At 42.4% G+C, this 16,474-nt stretch carries 11 protein-coding genes; 6 read left to right on the top strand and 5 right to left on the bottom strand.

Features of this window, described 5'->3' with window-relative positions; genetic code table 11:
- Window positions 1-304 precede the first annotated feature (304 nt).
- Window positions 305-1,285, top strand: a complete 981-nt coding sequence (locus ACXAER_RS13590; protein ID WP_474830017.1) for a LysR family transcriptional regulator — start codon at window positions 305-307, stop codon at window positions 1,283-1,285.
- A 44-nt stretch (window positions 1,286-1,329) separates the two neighbouring features.
- On the opposite strand, the gene ACXAER_RS13595 is transcribed toward ACXAER_RS13590, so the two are convergent.
- A complete protein-coding gene (locus ACXAER_RS13595) occupies window positions 1,330-2,037 on the bottom strand; it encodes an endonuclease/exonuclease/phosphatase family protein (protein ID WP_474830019.1) in 708 nt (235 codons plus the stop codon).
- Window positions 2,025-4,241 carry a VTT domain-containing protein gene (locus ACXAER_RS13600; protein ID WP_474830021.1) on the bottom strand — a complete coding sequence of 739 codons (2,217 nt, stop codon included), beginning with the start codon at window positions 4,239-4,241 and terminating at the stop codon, window positions 2,025-2,027. The genes ACXAER_RS13595 and ACXAER_RS13600 overlap by 13 nt, the downstream gene beginning before the upstream one ends.
- Before the next feature lie 261 nt (window positions 4,242-4,502).
- On the opposite strand from ACXAER_RS13600, the gene ACXAER_RS13605 reads away from it, so the two are divergent.
- Window positions 4,503-6,245 (top strand): PAS domain S-box protein, encoded by a 1,743-nt coding sequence (locus ACXAER_RS13605; protein ID WP_474830023.1) that lies wholly within the window; start codon window positions 4,503-4,505, stop codon window positions 6,243-6,245.
- A gap of 79 nt (window positions 6,246-6,324) precedes the next feature.
- Here ACXAER_RS13605 and ACXAER_RS13610 read toward each other — a convergent pair whose 3' ends face one another.
- Window positions 6,325-6,921, bottom strand: coding sequence for a porin family protein (locus ACXAER_RS13610; RefSeq protein ID WP_474830025.1), 597 nt, complete (start codon window positions 6,919-6,921; stop codon window positions 6,325-6,327).
- Between the two features lie 509 nt (window positions 6,922-7,430).
- Between ACXAER_RS13610 and katG the strand changes: the two genes are divergently transcribed.
- Both katG and ACXAER_RS13620 read left to right on the top strand, forming a co-directional pair.
- Entirely contained in the window at window positions 7,431-9,731 is a 2,301-nt protein-coding gene (gene katG / locus ACXAER_RS13615) for a catalase/peroxidase HPI (protein ID WP_474830579.1), read from the top strand.
- A gap of 212 nt (window positions 9,732-9,943) precedes the next feature.
- Entirely contained in the window at window positions 9,944-10,429 is a 486-nt protein-coding gene (locus ACXAER_RS13620) for a hypothetical protein (RefSeq protein WP_474830027.1), read from the top strand.
- 48 nt (window positions 10,430-10,477) lie between these two features.
- Here ACXAER_RS13620 and ACXAER_RS13625 read toward each other — a convergent pair whose 3' ends face one another.
- On the bottom strand, window positions 10,478-11,803 hold the full coding sequence (locus tag ACXAER_RS13625; RefSeq protein ID WP_474830029.1) for a mechanosensitive ion channel family protein: 1,326 nt from the start codon (window positions 11,801-11,803) through the stop codon (window positions 10,478-10,480).
- Window positions 11,804-12,550: 747 nt separating this feature from the next.
- Between ACXAER_RS13625 and ACXAER_RS13630 the strand changes: the two genes are divergently transcribed.
- Together ACXAER_RS13630 and ACXAER_RS13635 are read left to right on the top strand one after the other, a co-directional pair.
- Window positions 12,551-13,741: a hypothetical protein gene (locus ACXAER_RS13630; protein ID WP_474830031.1), complete on the top strand. Its 1,191-nt coding sequence runs from the start codon at window positions 12,551-12,553 to the stop codon at window positions 13,739-13,741.
- A complete protein-coding gene (locus ACXAER_RS13635; protein WP_474830033.1) occupies window positions 13,741-14,157 on the top strand; it encodes a hypothetical protein in 417 nt (138 codons plus the stop codon). Before ACXAER_RS13630 ends, ACXAER_RS13635 begins: the two co-directional genes overlap by 1 nt.
- Window positions 14,158-14,191: 34 nt before the next feature.
- On the opposite strand, the gene ACXAER_RS13640 is transcribed toward ACXAER_RS13635, so the two are convergent.
- Window positions 14,192-16,267 (bottom strand): EAL domain-containing protein, encoded by a 2,076-nt coding sequence (locus tag ACXAER_RS13640; protein ID WP_474830035.1) that lies wholly within the window; start codon window positions 16,265-16,267, stop codon window positions 14,192-14,194.
- Window positions 16,268-16,474: the final 207 nt, after the last annotated feature.

The following is a 16,474-nucleotide window of genomic DNA, read 5'->3' on the forward strand; positions in this document are numbered from 1 at the left end:
GCATATACATCTTGTAATTGTTATTGTGTAACTCGTGTACAGGGACTAGGCTAAAAACTCTTTGCCGCTGGTGGAAGAAAGAAGAATATTCAGGGGTATAAGAAAAACATTGACCCCTCTGGAAACTTACGGTTTTCTTGATATTAGACTTAAGTAGCATCTAATGTGAGATTTTTTTAACCCTTTAGTGAGCGCTTTTATTTACATTTTCGCTTCATATAACCTATTGGAATGGCATATACCTTGCTGACTTCAAATGCAGTTACGCCAGGCTATTCTCTATTGCCTTCCAAAAGGGGGTTAAGTGCACTCTAAACAGCTACATTACTTTATAACCACAGTACAGCGAGGCAGTATTGCTGCAGCGGCAAGAGCCTTAGATATTGCTCAGCCTGCTATTAGTCAGCAACTTGCAAGCTTGGAGCGAGAAGTCAAAGCAACGCTGCTAGAACGAAGTTTTTCGGGTATAAGCTTAACGCCCGCTGGAGAAGTATTTTACAAACACGCAGAGAAAATAATGGGGGAGATTGACAACGTGAAATCAGCGTTGCAAGCATTTCAGGGAGAACAGCAAAAAGTAATAAAAATAGGAATGCTTCCGTCAATTGGCAACGTACTTTCCCTGCCGTTATTAACTGAAATAACGAGTAACCATAAAGCGTTGAAAGTAGAGATCAGCACTGGGCCTTCATACACCATCAACGATTGGCTCGAATCAAAACAGGTAGATATTGCTTTAACTTACCAGCAGGCGATAGAACCTAAATTTATGAGCGTGACCCCTCTTATTCAAGAAGAGCTACATCTCGTTTTTACTGGTTCCTCAGCTTATCCCGAGTACGCCAAGCTTAAAGATAAATCAATGATAAAATTCTGGGAAATAAGTGAACTACCTCTATTATCGCCTGGAAATAAAGATGCACTTGGTCAGCTTATTGCTGATTACGAGAAAGCTACAGGAGTGAGCCTTAAACATGATCTTGTATATTCTGGGCAGTTGATGACAGGGTTAAGGCAAGTCATGCAAGGGGAAGGGGTAATGATATTGCCTACTTCGGCTATTTTTCACTTAAGAGAATCAGGGCTGGTTTCTACCCTAAAAATTACCCAGCCTGAAATGCATCGAACTGTGCTAGCTGCTACAAACAAACAGAGAAAAGCTACGCACGAATATCAGCAAATTATCGATATCATTCGAAAAGTGGTTGCAAAGGAGAATGCGCTCAAACATTGGTGCGGTACCTTAGAGTTTGCAGCATCATCCTTTGTAGCGAAATCAGCGTAATCGAGCAAATCAGAGTTTTCATTTAATGAAAATAGCATTTTCGCTTACGCTTCAGGTAGAACGATATCTACCAATACGGGTAAATGATCGGATAACACCTTAGTTTTTTCGTTCTTAATTTTCCTGCACGACCTTACTTTAATATCTTCAGTCACCCAAACGCGATCGAGGGAGAATATGGGAAAGTTGCTAGGAAACGTGGCGCCAATTTTCTGTTGCAATAGCAAATCATTTAATGCCTTAAAGGCCTTTGAAAAAAACTGCCATTCATTAAAATCACCCGCTAGAAATAGCGGGGTTTGTTTTTCTTTTAAACGCCGCGACAAATGTTCGTGGAGCAGAGAAAACTGCGAACGACGCTCAAACTTCTTGAGCCCTTTGTGAGTATTCACCACCGTCAAAGGCGTTTTCTCAGTCTTTAATTCAACAATCTGAACGTTTCTTGGCTGTCGACCTATTTGACTCACATCTATGGTGTCGTGTTCCAATACATTAAAACGGGTTAAAATTGCATTACCATACCACCCTTCAGATTCTCTAATTGCCGGGGAGGGAATCAATTTAAACGTATTACCAGCGCAGATGTCTTTTACATCCTGCGCTGTATCTCGTTCAGGCGGGCGCGTATCCATCTCTTGAAGCAAAACTACGTCAGCACCGCTGTTTGCAAGAAACTGTCCAATACGTTTGTAGTCATGCTTCTTATCCCTGCCAACTCCACTATGGATATTATAGGTTATTATGCGGCACATTTTTCAGCCTCATCCTTACTACTGTTACTGTCTTCTTCCGTATCAGTATTGGCCTCTTTTCGAGCTTGGTAATAGCGCGCAAATTTTTGCGACCCCCAAATCATTAAGCCCCATAAAATAATGCCTCCCACTAGGTAGCTAATAGTTTTAACAGATGGATTCTGCCAAATTTGAGCAATCGAGTCGCCAACAAGGCCTTTAGCAATCATAGGCGGAAACATGCCCAAAAATGTACCGACTAAAAACTGTAAAATGCCAATAGATGAAATGCCCGCAACTAAATTCACCAGACTAAAGGGCGCAATAGGCAACATGCGAATTGCCGCTACGCCAACTATGCCACTGCGTTTCAATTTTTCATCAACGGCTGCAACCTTTGGTCCACCTATTTTTCGAAGGCCGGCATTACCCGATAGCTTTCCAACACCAAACATAATCGCAGAGCTCATTAGTGCGCCCATCATGCCGTAAATAGGCCCCCATATAGGGCCGAAAATAGCGGCTACAGCCAGAGAAAGTACAGTAACCGGGAAGAATAGGACGCCGCCAACTACATAGACGAGCAAAACTGTGGGAAGAGCAAAATAAGTGCCCCTGCTTTTCTCCAAAAAGGCATTGATACTGTCTGAGCTTAACCATGGGATTGATTGGCTAGCCCAAAACATCAACCCGCCAAGTACCGCAATGATAGCAACTCCAATTAAAATCATTATGCTGCGGCGCTTAGGGTTACGCGCGGGTAGCGCGTCACCGTCAAGTGTGGGTACTGAAATAAGTGGTTCTTCCGGGTCTGATAAAGCGCGAAATACATTTTTCACCGAATGTTCTGTGAATACCTCATCACGAACTTCGGTAAGCACATAGCCGTGTGCGATCTGACCCTGCATCAATGCTTCAACAGGATATTGGCTGTTAAATATCTCCGGCATTACATCTATATCACGACCTGTATGCTCAGCAAGTAAGTCATTTCTTACTTGTTCTATACACGCTTGGTTGTCTTTGCTATTGCCGAACAAAACCGTATCAATTTCAGTGTCGAGGGTCATTGAACGGTTACTTAAGTTTGAAGACCCAATAACAAGGTACTTGTTATCAATGGTCATAACCTTAGAGTGAATGCGTTTGTACGCTTTTCGCCCCTGCATGTCTTCTATTGAAGAGTAGGTCAGTTTTACTCGTTTGGGGTCTATGCCTTTTTCCAAAATCGCTTTGAACTCAATACGGCTAGCCCAAAAAGCCTCACATTCAAACTTACCTTTGGGTTCGTAAGAACTAACAATAACAACGGAAAGATTTGGCTTTAATTTAAGTTGCTTGTTAAGCGCTTCAGCGATTTCTTGACGGGTCGTGAATTGGTTTTCGATATAAATGACCGATTCAGCCTCACCTATAAGGTCAAGCAGCATATGGCGAACTTCTTGCGCCGGCTCTACTTCATCCATAAACGGGATGGTGCGGGCAAGGGCGCACTCTACGTTTTCAAAAAGAGGGGGGAAGTCTTCAGGCCATGCGTCCGGCAGCGGTGCATCTTCGTCAATACGTGCCTCTTCACGCATGTCGATAGGAGATTCATCAGCCACGCGCTGCCACCTCCATCTAACAAGCTGCGCAAAATCGGCAACGACGGGACCGCTCGAAACCATTTGTACATCGTGTAACGGGCCATACTCACCGTCAGGACCATCTCTTTCTTCAGAAACCACGGGGTGGTCTCGGGTATCCCAACGATTGGTCGACACATCCATGCCGCCTGAAAAAACAAGTTCGTCGTCAACAACCACGATTTTTTGATGCTGGCTTCCGCCCATGGGAATAGTATCGTCGAGCTCTGTTTGAACATTATCTGGCGTTTTCTCTTCCCATACTTCTTTAGCCCACATCTCACGTTGCGCAAAAAAGGCTAACGACGAGTCCCATCGCAATAGGTAAATTTTAATATTGGGGTTTTGCTCAGCTTTCCATTTAAGCAAGTCGCTAATAACACTAGGCGCTTCGCTAGAGGCTTCATCGTCACCTCGTAACAAGCGGATTCGACTATCAATATCCCAACCCACAATAGAAATACTGTGCTTCGCTTTGACTATCGAGCTGTGTAGGGCTTTGTAATAGTTCCCGCAATCTACTAGAGGCGTGGAAAACCGCGCTTTGCTCTCTACCCAACAGTTTTGACCTGGTTGAAAAACACTCTTACCTGATTGCATGGTTCATTACCTATTTTTATCGATCTACATATCTATTTATCTATGAGTCACTGCAGAATTCATACCTTATTAACCCGTGGGTGCTGGAGTGTTAAGTATCTGATTTGATTTGTTTATTTGGCTTTTATCAATTCTTTTGAAGGCGAGTTTCAGTTAATTCTGTGTAATTTTTTCACATCAAGGCGAGATTAATGCTCAGAACTGGAAAAAGGTTTGAATATCTTCTATATAGCTTTAGGGCTATACAAAAGGATAGGATTAATGAGGTTTTTTTCCAAAGAAGATGCATCGAAGCAGGCACTAGAGCAGTCGATACTTGCTGTCGTGACAATTGATGAGAAAAATAACATCACGTTTTATAACAGCGCTGCTCAAAAGTTATGGGGTTACACGCCTAGCGAGGTATTGGGAAAAAATATAAAAATATTGGTGCCTCAAGAGCATAAAGCCAATCACGATAGCTATGTTAATTCACACAGACAAACCAATATTAATAAGATTGTTGGAAGCTCAAGAGAAGTTGAACTAGAAACAAAAAACGGTGAGCGTATCTGGGTGCAGCTGGCCTTGTCACAAGTTATTGTACAAGGCAAAAAGCATTACACGGCGTTTGTTCGTGATGTTACAGAAGAGCGTGAATCTAGAGAAATTGTTGAGCAAACCCTAGAGCAAGCACTTGATGCGGTGGTGTGTATAGATGAGAACAACAATATCACCTTGTTCAATGCATCTGCTGAAAAATTGTGGGGGTACGCGCGAGACGAAGTTATCGGACAAAATGTGAAGATGCTTGTTCCCCAAGAGATTCAGGCAAACCACGATAATTACGTGAACGCCAATAGAGAAACGGGTCAAGATAAGATTGTCGGCACGAGCCGCGAAGTAAAAGTCGAGAGAAAAGACGGAAAAAGCTTGTGGGGAAGGCTCTCGCTATCGAAAGTAAGACTCGCTGATAGAACGCTTTATACGGCCTTTATAAAAGATGTTACCGAAGAGGTCGAACAGCGAGAGATGCAGAGAATGCTTTCTCTTGTTGCTAACGAAACGGATAACGCGGTGATTATCTCCGACGCCAACGGATTAATAGAATATGTGAATAATGGATTTTACCGGCTAACGGGCTGGCAGCTTGAAGAAGTTAAAGGTAAAAAGCCGGGCTCATTCTTACAAGGCGAAGAGACGGATCAGCGGACCGTTAGTGTTATCCGACAGAAAATCAAAAACTGCGAAGCGTTTTATGACGAAATCCTCAACTACCGCAAAGATGGTTCTCCCTATTGGACTTCACTTTCAATAAACCCTGTTTTCAAAGATGGCAACTTAGTTAACTTTATCGCAGTTCAGGCTGATATTACCCGTGTTAAGCAAATGGCACTCGATTTTACTAACAAGTTGAAGGCCATCGGCAGTGCACTAGTGCTGCTTGAAATGGAGCCTAATGGAAAAATCATTGAGGCTAACAAACTACTTCGTGAAACGTTAAATGGCGTGATGAGTACGGAAACATTTGCTAGCGAAGTTATGGGAAGTCTCACTACAGAGGATAAATCAACATTAGAGAAATCTGGGTTCGTTTCAAAAATTGCTGAGTTTGATATTGGGGATAATTACTTGGCGTTTGACGCTCGAATAAGTGCACTCAAAAACTTCAATGGGCAAGTAACGCGGTATGTATTCTTTGCTGTCAACGTTACGTCGAGAAAGCAAGCGGTGAATGATACACAAGATGCCATGAAAGAACTCTTAGTGACCAGTCAAACTATTAGTAACATTGTTGGCACAATTAACTCAATTTCAGAACAGACTAATTTATTAGCGCTGAACGCTGCCATTGAAGCGGCCAGAGCGGGAGAAATGGGGCGAGGGTTCGCTGTCGTTGCTGATGAAGTAAGGACACTGGCAGGTAACTCACAATCATCGTCAAATGAAATTGATAACCTTGTTAAAACAACGGTATCAAAAATAGAAGAGTTAGCCCAACTTATTCAGCGTATAGATGGTTAACACAAAAAAGCCTTCGTTAAGCTACGAAGGCTTTCATAAATTATCCGTTTAAAATTCAAAACGGTTGCATCGTGTTCAATTAAAAGCGGTACTCTACACCGATGCTTGCTTGTTTAAGATCAGTTTCAAAGTCAGTGTCGTCGATATCATCAAATGCTTCATCTGCATCCAGCTCCGTGTCATATACCGTGTATTCAGCGTTTACTAGGAAGTTGCTGGTAACGGCATAGCTCAGACCTGCACCGACGAAAAGGCTCTCGTCGTCGTTATCACGTGAAATACCTGCAAAGTTGTATTCTGTCTCTGACCAAAGTTGGCCTGCTTTCGCGTACAGCGAGAAACGCTCGGTTAGTGGTAGAATGCCTTTAATGGCTGCAGTGTAGCCGTCGGTTTCAGCCCCTGCGATGTCGTTGCCGTAGTCACCAAAATCGATGTACCCGCCTTCAATCGCAATCCACTCGTTAAACTTATAGCCCACGAGACCTTGCCAAACGTCTTTGTCGTCGTCAAAGTCATCTTCACCTTCAACACGTAGATAACCGTAATTACCACCTACATAGAAACCACTGTCTTTTGCTTCAATTTGATTTGATTGAGCATGGGCACCGAAAGATGTCATGGCGCTTAAAGAGGCAACCGCGGCAATTCCAGTAAGTGTTTTAAGTGTGTTTTTCATAAGTTCATCCTCATTACTTCTTAACATTCCATCGACTTCTTTTATGAAGCTAATGCGTCTTGATTACACACTTTGAGTATCAATTGCTGTGCCATGGTAGAAATTTCAAATTTAGTTTCAATTGAGAGCAAACTTTACATAATGCACTACGTATCTGTTTGTTTATTAATCGCTTTTGGAAGGGGAACCTATTTTTTAAAAATTAAAAGCGAAAAATTTTCATAACCATTGAAAGAGATTCACAGGTGTTTAATAGGTTGGCAAGGATCACAAGCTTTTCTTGGTTCAACCATTTTTTTATATTGTTGTTTTAATGTAACTGTCTGAATTTATGATGCTTTTTATTTGATTGGATTTTCTAATCAGTTGAATTCATTTTATCAACTGTAAATGTAGAGTAAGTATGTCTATCTTTTAAATGCTTATGAGGTAAACAAAATGTTAATGAGTGAGTGGTTTACAGGTAACCCTCAATGATTAACGACAACAAACTCAGATGGGAAAAGACCATGACATTAAATAGGTTCAGAAAGACCACGCTGTCAGCGCTAGTTGCGCTTTCGTTGGGAGCGACAGGTGCCATAGCCAACGACCAAATCAGTAAACCCGCTGGTGCTAAAGGCACGGGCATGTCTAAAGCGTTCCAAGCGAAAACAAACCAGTTTTGGTGGCCCGATCAACTTGATCTGTCACCGCTTCGAGATCATGACAACCGTTCAAATCCACTTGGTGAAAATTTTAGTTACGCCAAAGCGTTTGCAAAACTTGATCTCGATGAAGTGAAAAAAGACGTAAACGAACTGCTTACAACATCTCAAGACTGGTGGCCTGCTGACTTTGGTAACTACGGTCCTTTCTTTATTCGTCTTTCATGGCACAGCGCCGGTACCTACCGTACATTAGATGGTCGCGGTGGCGGTGATGGCGGCCAAATGCGTTTTGACCCATTAAACAGCTGGCCGGACAATGGCAACCTAGACAAAGCCCGTCGCCTACTTTGGCCAATTAAGCAAAAGTACGGTGAAAGTTTATCTTGGGGCGACTTGATGATCCTCGCCGGTACCGTAGGCATGGAAAATATGGGCTTTGACACCTATGGTTTTGCAGGTGGTCGTACCGACGATTGGGAACCTGATATGGTGTATTGGGGTCCTGAAGTAGAAATGCTTGCTAGTGACCGTGAGGAGCGCGGTGGCAAACTTCAGCGTCCATTGGGTGCTACGCACATGGGCTTGATATACGTTAATCCTGAAGGACCGAAAGGTGTTCCCGATCCGATGGGTTCAGCTAAAAATATTCGCACGGCGTTTGGCCGCATGGCGATGAATGACGAGGAAACCGTAGCGCTAATTGCTGGTGGTCATACATTCGGAAAAATGCATGGTGCGCACAAACCTGCTGATTGTTTAGAAGCTGAGCCTGGCGGCGCAGGCTTAGAAGAGCAGGGGCTTGGTTGGAAAAACAACTGTGGTAAAGGCAATGCAGAAGACACAGTAACGAGCGGTTTGGAAGGTGCGTGGACACAACTACCGACTAAATGGACAAGTTTATACCTTCAAAACCTACTAGGCTTTGAATGGAAGCAAACTCGCAGTCCTGCTGGCGCTATCCAGTGGATACCTACCGATGAATCGCTTCATAAATCAGTACCAGATGCGCACGTAGAAGGTAAGAAAAATCCTCCTGTGATGACCACAGCTGACTTGGCGCTTAAGTACGACCCAGAGTATCGTAAAATTGCCGAGCGCTTCTTGGCAGATCCTAAAGAGTACCAAACAGCGTTTGCTAAAGCGTGGTTCAAGCTGACTCACCGTGATATGGGGCCAAAAGCACGCTACTTGGGCAATGATATTCCAGAGGAAAACTTCATCTGGCAAGATCCTGTGCCTAAAGCTGATTACAAAACGATCTCTGATAAAGATGTTAAGAAACTTAAAGCTGACATCTTAGACAGTGGCTTAACTGTTCAGCAGCTTGTGAAAACGGCCTGGGCAGCGGCAGCAAGTTTCCGAGCATCTGATTTACGCGGTGGTGCGAATGGTGCACGTATCGCGCTAGAGCCACAAATGAGCTGGGAAGCTAACGAACCTGAAACGATAAAAGCTGTTGTTTCAAAACTTAAAGAGTTGCAGGAAGACTATAACTCGCGCATGTTCTCTAAGAAGAAAGTATCTCTTGCTGACCTCATTGTGATTGGCGGCGCGGCAGCCATTGAAAAAGCAGCGGCAGATGCTGGTGTTGAAGTGACCGTACCTGTAGTACCAGGTCGTACAGATGCAACTCAAGAACAGACTGACGTGAACTCTTTCTCACTGCTAGAGCCAACAGCTGACGCATTTAGAAATTACTATAATGCAGAAGCCAGTTATCGTTCACCAACAGCTATGTTGGTAGATAAGGCTGACCAGCTTAACCTAACGGTTCCAGAGATGACGGTTCTACTTGGTGGTTTACGTTCGTTAGGAGCTAACACAGGTGGCACTAGCCACGGCGTATTTACCGACAAGGTTGGCACGCTTAACAACGATTTCTTCGTAACCCTACTTGATATGGGCGTTAAGTGGAGAAAAACCGATAACCCATCTGTATACGAAGGGGTAAACAGAAGCACGGGTGAAGTAATGTACACAGGTACTCCTGTTGATCTAGTTTTTGGTTCAAACAGTGAGCTACGTGCTGTGGCTGAAGTTTATGCCTACGACAACGCCAAAAAACGTTTCGTTGAAGACTTTGTCGACGCATGGACCAAAGTGATGACGCTAGACCGTTTTGATTTACGTCACGATCTAAGCGCCAGCTTGGGTAAATAGATGAGGTATAACTGCTATCGCGAATTAGCTTAACCACTAATTCTCAATAGACATAAAAACTAAAAGGGCGCTTCGGCGCCCTTTTTAATTGATTTTTATACGTTGTGTTATGAATTCTTAATGTGATTAAAACGACCGCGAGACCATCGCAAACCCATCTTTAATTCGATACACTGAATCTTTATTTTTCGCTTCTACAGACAATTACCACAATGGCTAGTCTTCAACGAACGTTGGTCAATTTAGAAATGCTAAGCGACGATATTAATGCACTTCACGTCGACGCACTTAATACGCACGCCCACATTAAGCTTTTACACAATGTGTTGAATGAGCTAAAGAACGCCGAGCAATTTGTTGCCTTAGAAACAGAGGCCAGTTTCCAAAAGTCATTATCCGGTTCACTGTTTGAGAGCATATTTGAGCGAAAGCGCATGGTGGGTGTTTACATAAAGCTGGTGGGCTATGTTATTACAGCGTGGGAAGCGACCAATAAAGCTAATGCAATCATCAGTGAAAACTTCGATTCAAGTGCAGATAAGCGATTGGAGTTACTGCAGGTAAAAGCAATAAAAGCCAAGTCTCAATTAAAAACCGTAGCGTCAGCGATGGGCAAAGAAGGCTATGCAAAGTTTGTCCAGACGTTAGGTCTGTCTGCCCAAGAGTGGCAATGGGATACACTTCGCGCTAGGTTTTAGCCAGCGCGAAGGTATAACTGAAAGCGCTCATGTCATGAGCGAGTAAAGCTATGGCGTAGTATTTCGAATACCAATTCCCTGTTCGTTGATAACTCTTACTTCACGTTGAGGGAAAGGTATTTCAATGTTGTGCTCGCGTAATGTTTCAAACACAGTAAGCAGCAAATCGCCACCCACGCGGTTTTTACCATCGTCCACCCCTTCCATCCAAAACTCGACGAACATGTTAACGCCAGAGTCGCCAAAGCTATCTATTTCACAGTCAGGCAGCTCTTCAAATGGAACATCATCGCCACTGATCACCTGCGGGTGTTCCGATACCGCCTCTTTAATAATCTCTACCATCGCGCGGATATCAGTTTTATAGGCGACAGAAAAGTCGATGCGGTAACGTTGTTTTTGGTTTTTGTGTGTCCAGTTTATTAGCAAGGAGCTGATGAATTTTTCGTTAGGCACCAGTACATCTTTACCGTCATAAGTTTCTAACACGGCATAGCGCATTTTAAATTCTCTGACGATACCTTTCTGCCCGTCTTCTAATTCAACGTAATCGCCTACGGTCAACGATTTATCCAATAGAATAATGATGCCCGAAATGAAGTTTGATGCGATGGACTGCAGACCTAAGCCTAAACCCACACCTACTGCACCACCAAACACGGCTAGTGCGGTAAGGTTAATTCCCATGACGTTAAGCAATAAAAGAAACACCACACAGAACAGGGCAACTTCAAACAGCTTTGCGAACACTTCTTTGGTAGAAACGTCGAGCGACTTATGGTTTCGAATAATATCTTGACCAATGGCGTTCGAGCTGCGGCCTAACCAGAACAGCAAGCCACCAAACAATAGCACTCTTGTTACGCCATACGCTGAAATTTCAACATTGCCGACTGATATTGCCATTGACTCCAATGCTGAAGTTATCAATGGAAGCACGCCAACTAAGTGTAAGAATAGGATAGGTAAACCCGCCCATCGCATAAACGCTGCAACGGTGTTGTTTTCGACAAAGCCGGTAATCAAGGAATTAACAAATAGCATAAGGGCTACAACAACGGCTATTTCCAATAACCATGCATCAAACTGAAATTGCATACCCAAAACGGTAGTGAGCTTTAGCATGCTTATGGTGATTAGCGGAAATAGTGCCTCACCGAGGTTGTAAAAAAAGCCGTGCATAGTATGTGCGCCTTGCTGTGGCTTTTCTCGGGTAAACTTAAATGGTCTTTTTACTTGTCGTGCAAGCACAAACGCTACGCAATAAATAATTGCAATTATTGTAAGCTGGATAATAAAGCTATCAGACATCACTGATGCTTTAACTAAAGCCAACTTTTCCTCAAAGTGCTGGACTAAACTATCAACATTCATGTTTTCTACTTCACTTGTTTACCACACTGTGGCAGCGTGGATGTAATTTGAGCGTGGAATAACTGCGCGCTTTTTATCTGTTATAACAAATATGGTAAAGCTTTTTTTATCCATCCAATAAAAATTGACCAATAATTGAAAGCTGGATATACCATTTTTAGTGTTAATTCCTAGCGAAATAGATGCAAAATACTGATGTTATCGAGTTTTGTATGTTATTTGAATTAAGCGTCTGTTGCTCGTATGTGTTTGTGTCTTAATTTGTTTTTTTATTTAAAGGTTAGAGGGCTTCACAATAATCTCTTTTCTTCATTCATAAAAATATTTGTCGTTTAGATAGAAAAAATGCTGCGCTTTTCAAAATGATACTGGAATAAGTAACACACTGCGATTACAAAAGGTTTGATGCATCGCGCGTCTAGCTCCTGCAGGGGCTTTGTTAGCAAAGGTGTCAATAAAGTACTTTGGGGTCTTTAAAAACGATGCTTTCTTTCCTAATTAGTGGTGCGATTAGTTGTTATTTTTCAAAAGAGGATTGGCATTTAGTGTCCAGATTTCATTTGAAATTTATGGGGAGGCGCAACTCGACACTTAACTAATTTAAAACGCTGGTGGTCGAGTCAGCGTTTTGATTCTTCGTTGTTTTGATTGGAGTTATCTTCCTACCAAGCTATCATTAATGTAGTTGCTCAGTAGAGGCGATACAAACAGTACTAAGCCTTAAACACTTTTAAATGTAAATTGACTATGACCAAATTGATGTTGCTGCCTGTTATTATCGCTATCGGCATACTTTTTTTTGCTCCCGTAGGGCGCTCGGAAGGCCTCGAGTTTTCCGGTTTTGCAAGGGCGGTTGCTGGCAAAATAGATACTGAAAAAGCTACCTATGAAGGTTATGACAACAGCATAAGCTTTTCTGAAAAGTCGCTCATAGCACTTCAAGCTGACTATAATTTTTCGTCCTCATTCTCCGTATCAAGTCAATTTCTTCTTCACACCGACGACGATAGAGAGTCAGGGATAGAGTGGCTGTATCTAACCTATGCTCCTAGTGAAAGTTTTCAAATTAACGCTGGCCGGCTTCGTACCCCTTTTTTGAAGTACTCTGATGTTATTGATGTTGGGTTTGCTTACCCGTGGATAAATGCACCGCAGCAACTCTATAGCAGCTACTTATTCTCTCAGTATGAAGGTGGTAATGCTAGGTTGAGAAGGTCTTTTGGCGATGTTGTAGTTGATATTGAGGCTTACTATGGAAAGTATGAGGATGAGCTGGTCTCAAGCGGTATCAACGTAGATGTTGAAGTGGATAACTTGTTCGGCGGCGTTATTGAAGTCAACTATGGTGGTTTGCAGTTAAGAGCAGCCACTGTTAATGCGCCTAAAGTTGAAACAACTATCGATGAAATAGCGCCTCTTGTTCAGGGGCTTAGAGCTGCTGGGTTTGACAACATAGCGGAACAGTTTGCTATCAACGATCGTGCAGGTGCTTTTTTACTGGGTGCCAGCTATGACGCGCTTAACTGGTATGTTAGCGGCGAATGGATGAAAGTTTCGTCTGATATCGATGTGCTCGCCAACCTAGAAAGTTTTTATGTCTCGTATGGCTATTATCTTGATGAAGTCCTTTTACACCTGACCTATGCTTCATCTAGGCAATCACTCAATACCATCGAAAACACTATTCCATTGGGTGCGTCACCCGAGTTAGATCAACTTTATTTCGCTGTTGAGCAACTAAATAGCTTCTTTCCTACAGATGACCTTGATACCTGGACACTAGGCGCTAGGTGGGATGTGAAAACTAACATTGCACTTAAAACTGAAATATCAATTCTTGACGGTAAAGAGGGAAAATCATCGTTTTACGACATTAAAGAGAATAGTTTCGATAGAAATGCGACCTTGTATCAAGTGGCAGTAGAGTGGGTATTTTAATGCGAAGATATACGGTCTTTTTTCTCTTTTTCCTAAGCATTCGAATAGCCGCTGCAACCGAAGGTGTGTGGATCGTTGCTAACGTTGAAAACCAAGCCTTTTCGCTCACAAAAGCTGAAATACGCAATCTCTACATGAAAAGTGGAACGACTACTTATGAGTTAGAGCCTGTTGCTATGAGCCCAGGCAACATAGTACGTTCTATTTTCAACGCAAAGATTATCGCTTTACCCGAATCTCGCATTCAATCTTATTGGGCGCAAATGCGCTTCAGTGGACGTCAAGCTCCGCCAGTTGAATACGATAGTCTAGAGGAAGTGATAAATTACATAAATAACCATGAAGGTGCAGTTGGTTATGTCCCAGCAAACACAGTATTACCCGAAAACGTAAGTGTGGTTTATCGAAGCTTCTAAGCAGTCAGTAAGCTTGGGTTTGTTAAGAATGCACCTAAACGCTATCGACTAATTCTTTTAGTGGAAGTGGCTTATAATAAAGAAATCCTTGTTGCATACTGCATCCATGATTAATTAAAAAATGCGCCTGCTCATCAGTTTCTACACCTTCGGCGCAAACAGCAAAGTTCAAGCTCTTCGCCATTTCAATAATGGTCTTGGTAATCATTTCTGATTGCTTAGAATCACCTATTTTACTTACAAAACTTTTATCTATTTTTAGGGTGTCTATATCAAACTGTGTTAAATAGCTTAGTGATGAGTAACCTGTACCAAAGTCATCAAGCGCAAGCTTGCAGCCAAGCTTTTTAAGCGACGCAAAAAACGGGTTGACCACATTGAAATTGTTCATGTAAGCCGATTCAGTAATTTCAAACTCTAAGTTTGATGCTGGCAGCCGTCCGGCATTTAACTCATTAAGTAGAAAGTCGATAACATTGTGATTATTCAAATCGTGTGTGCTTAAGTTAACTGATAGCGTTATATTGCTGCCAAAGGCTCTAAGAAGCATGGAAGATTCATGACTAAGCTGCTTTAATACCCAAAGGGTTATTATTGATATCTTATCTGTTTGTTCGGCAATAGGGATGAACTCAGCGGGTGATACTTGACCTAACACCTCATCTTGCCAGCGAAGTAGAGCCTCGAAGCCAATGATATTTTTGTCTGTATCTACCTTAGCTTGATAGCATAAATAGAAAGCATCGTTTTCAAGTGCATCAGTAATCCGGGAGGAAATGAGCACTTTGCGTTTAGTATGCGCTAACATTTCATTAGTAAACCACAAATATCTTGCTTTACCGCTGTATTTAGCCTTGTACATTGCAACATCTGCGTTAGTAATTAGGTTGGTCGCAGAGTAATTACAATCACGCGCTAGCGCTAGCCCTATACTCACACTTGAATCTAGCCGTAGTTGGTTGACAGTGTGGGACTTCGATACCGTATTCACAATTTTTCGGGCCGTATCTTCAAGGTATGTATGTGAAGCAAGGTCGGGAACGATAACGACAAACTCATCGCCACCTAAACGCCCAAGAGTGGAGCTTTTACTGAGTGCGTTTTCCATTAGTGAACTAATATATAGAAGAAACCTATCCCCTGTATCGTGACCAAAAGAATCGTTAATAGATTTAAAACCATCTAAATCAATGAACAGTAAACCAAGTTCACAATTATTTTTCTGCGCTTTGGTAAGCTCATTTGATAAAAGCTTCATTAAGCACTGACGATTAGGCAGTCCTGTTAAGGCGTCGAAATTAGCAAGTCGCTCCATCTGGGACTGTTGCTTTTGTAGCATTTTAGTTTTATGCCGATTCGCTTCAGACTGTTTTTTTATGTTCTCCATCATATTGTTGAATGCTCGAGACAAAGCAAGCATTTCCTCTTTGTCTACTTCCTCAACCTTGACATTGTAAGCGTTGTCATCCACAACACTGTCCATTGTTTTAATTAAGGTGTTTAGCGGACGCATTGCTCTGCGCTGTGCTCGTGATGATATGAACAACGAGATGATAATGAGAAACGCAACGGAAGGCGTGACCAAAATAATGTACCTGTGCCGGCTCGCTTTTAGTGCTTCTTCAAGATTGAAAATCAGCGCAAGTTTCCCTAAAGGAAAAACGTCTTCGCCCACTGTTTTTACTGCTATTACTTTACTAGAGGTGCGATGTAAGCCAATGGGGAGCGTCGCGGTATTACGCTCAATGTTTGTTCCACTGTGCTGTGGAGACATTTGTTCTTGCGTTTTAGTGAGCCTCCCTTTTAAGCCGGCAGGGCCCACATAAGAATTCAACAGAGTACCGTTATTATTGAAAATATAAGCTGCTTCAGCATATTCATATTCGTCTAAGCGAAGCAAAATTTCCGTTTGATTGAAACTGCCGGCGGGTTCTTCTATGTAGTCAATTAGGTCGACAGCCATGTTTACGCTTAATGCGTCGACCTCTTCTGAGACAAATTCAATATAAAGCTTTTCATAAACATAAATAGACAGGCCGATAATAAGGGCACTGACTATTGAGACAGACGCAAGTGTATTGAAAGAAATTTCTGACCTGAGACTTTTCAAAAAACGCTCTTTTAAGTTGTATGGACTGGCAATAACGACTTTGAACAATATGCAGGAAGGGGTCGTCACTTATTCACCTTTACAGTATAGACGGTTTGCGTCATTTCTTAATTAGTAATTAGATTGAAATTGTACGAATGGGTAGTGCCATGCTTTATTTAGATGTCTTTTGAACAAAAAATGCGCTGGTGGACTTTAGTTTTTAGT

It is taken from the genome of Alteromonas sp. AWJ4_199 (assembly GCF_056159165.1).

Excerpts from the sequence above, each read along its gene's own strand:
- ACXAER_RS13595 (WP_474830019.1), bottom strand. The coding sequence starts at position 2,037 with ATGTGCCGCATAATAACCTATAATATCCATAGTGGAGTTGGCAGGGAT.
- ACXAER_RS13600 (WP_474830021.1), bottom strand. The coding sequence starts at position 4,241 with ATGCAATCAGGTAAGAGTGTTTTTCAACCAGGTCAAAACTGTTGGGTA.
- ACXAER_RS13605 (WP_474830023.1), top strand. The coding sequence starts at position 4,503 with ATGAGGTTTTTTTCCAAAGAAGATGCATCGAAGCAGGCACTAGAGCAG.
- ACXAER_RS13610 (WP_474830025.1), bottom strand. The coding sequence starts at position 6,921 with ATGAAAAACACACTTAAAACACTTACTGGAATTGCCGCGGTTGCCTCT.
- katG (WP_474830579.1), top strand. The coding sequence starts at position 7,431 with ATGACATTAAATAGGTTCAGAAAGACCACGCTGTCAGCGCTAGTTGCG.
- ACXAER_RS13620 (WP_474830027.1), top strand. The coding sequence starts at position 9,944 with ATGGCTAGTCTTCAACGAACGTTGGTCAATTTAGAAATGCTAAGCGAC.
- ACXAER_RS13625 (WP_474830029.1), bottom strand. The coding sequence starts at position 11,803 with ATGAATGTTGATAGTTTAGTCCAGCACTTTGAGGAAAAGTTGGCTTTA.
- ACXAER_RS13630 (WP_474830031.1), top strand. The coding sequence starts at position 12,551 with ATGACCAAATTGATGTTGCTGCCTGTTATTATCGCTATCGGCATACTT.
- ACXAER_RS13635 (WP_474830033.1), top strand. The coding sequence starts at position 13,741 with ATGCGAAGATATACGGTCTTTTTTCTCTTTTTCCTAAGCATTCGAATA.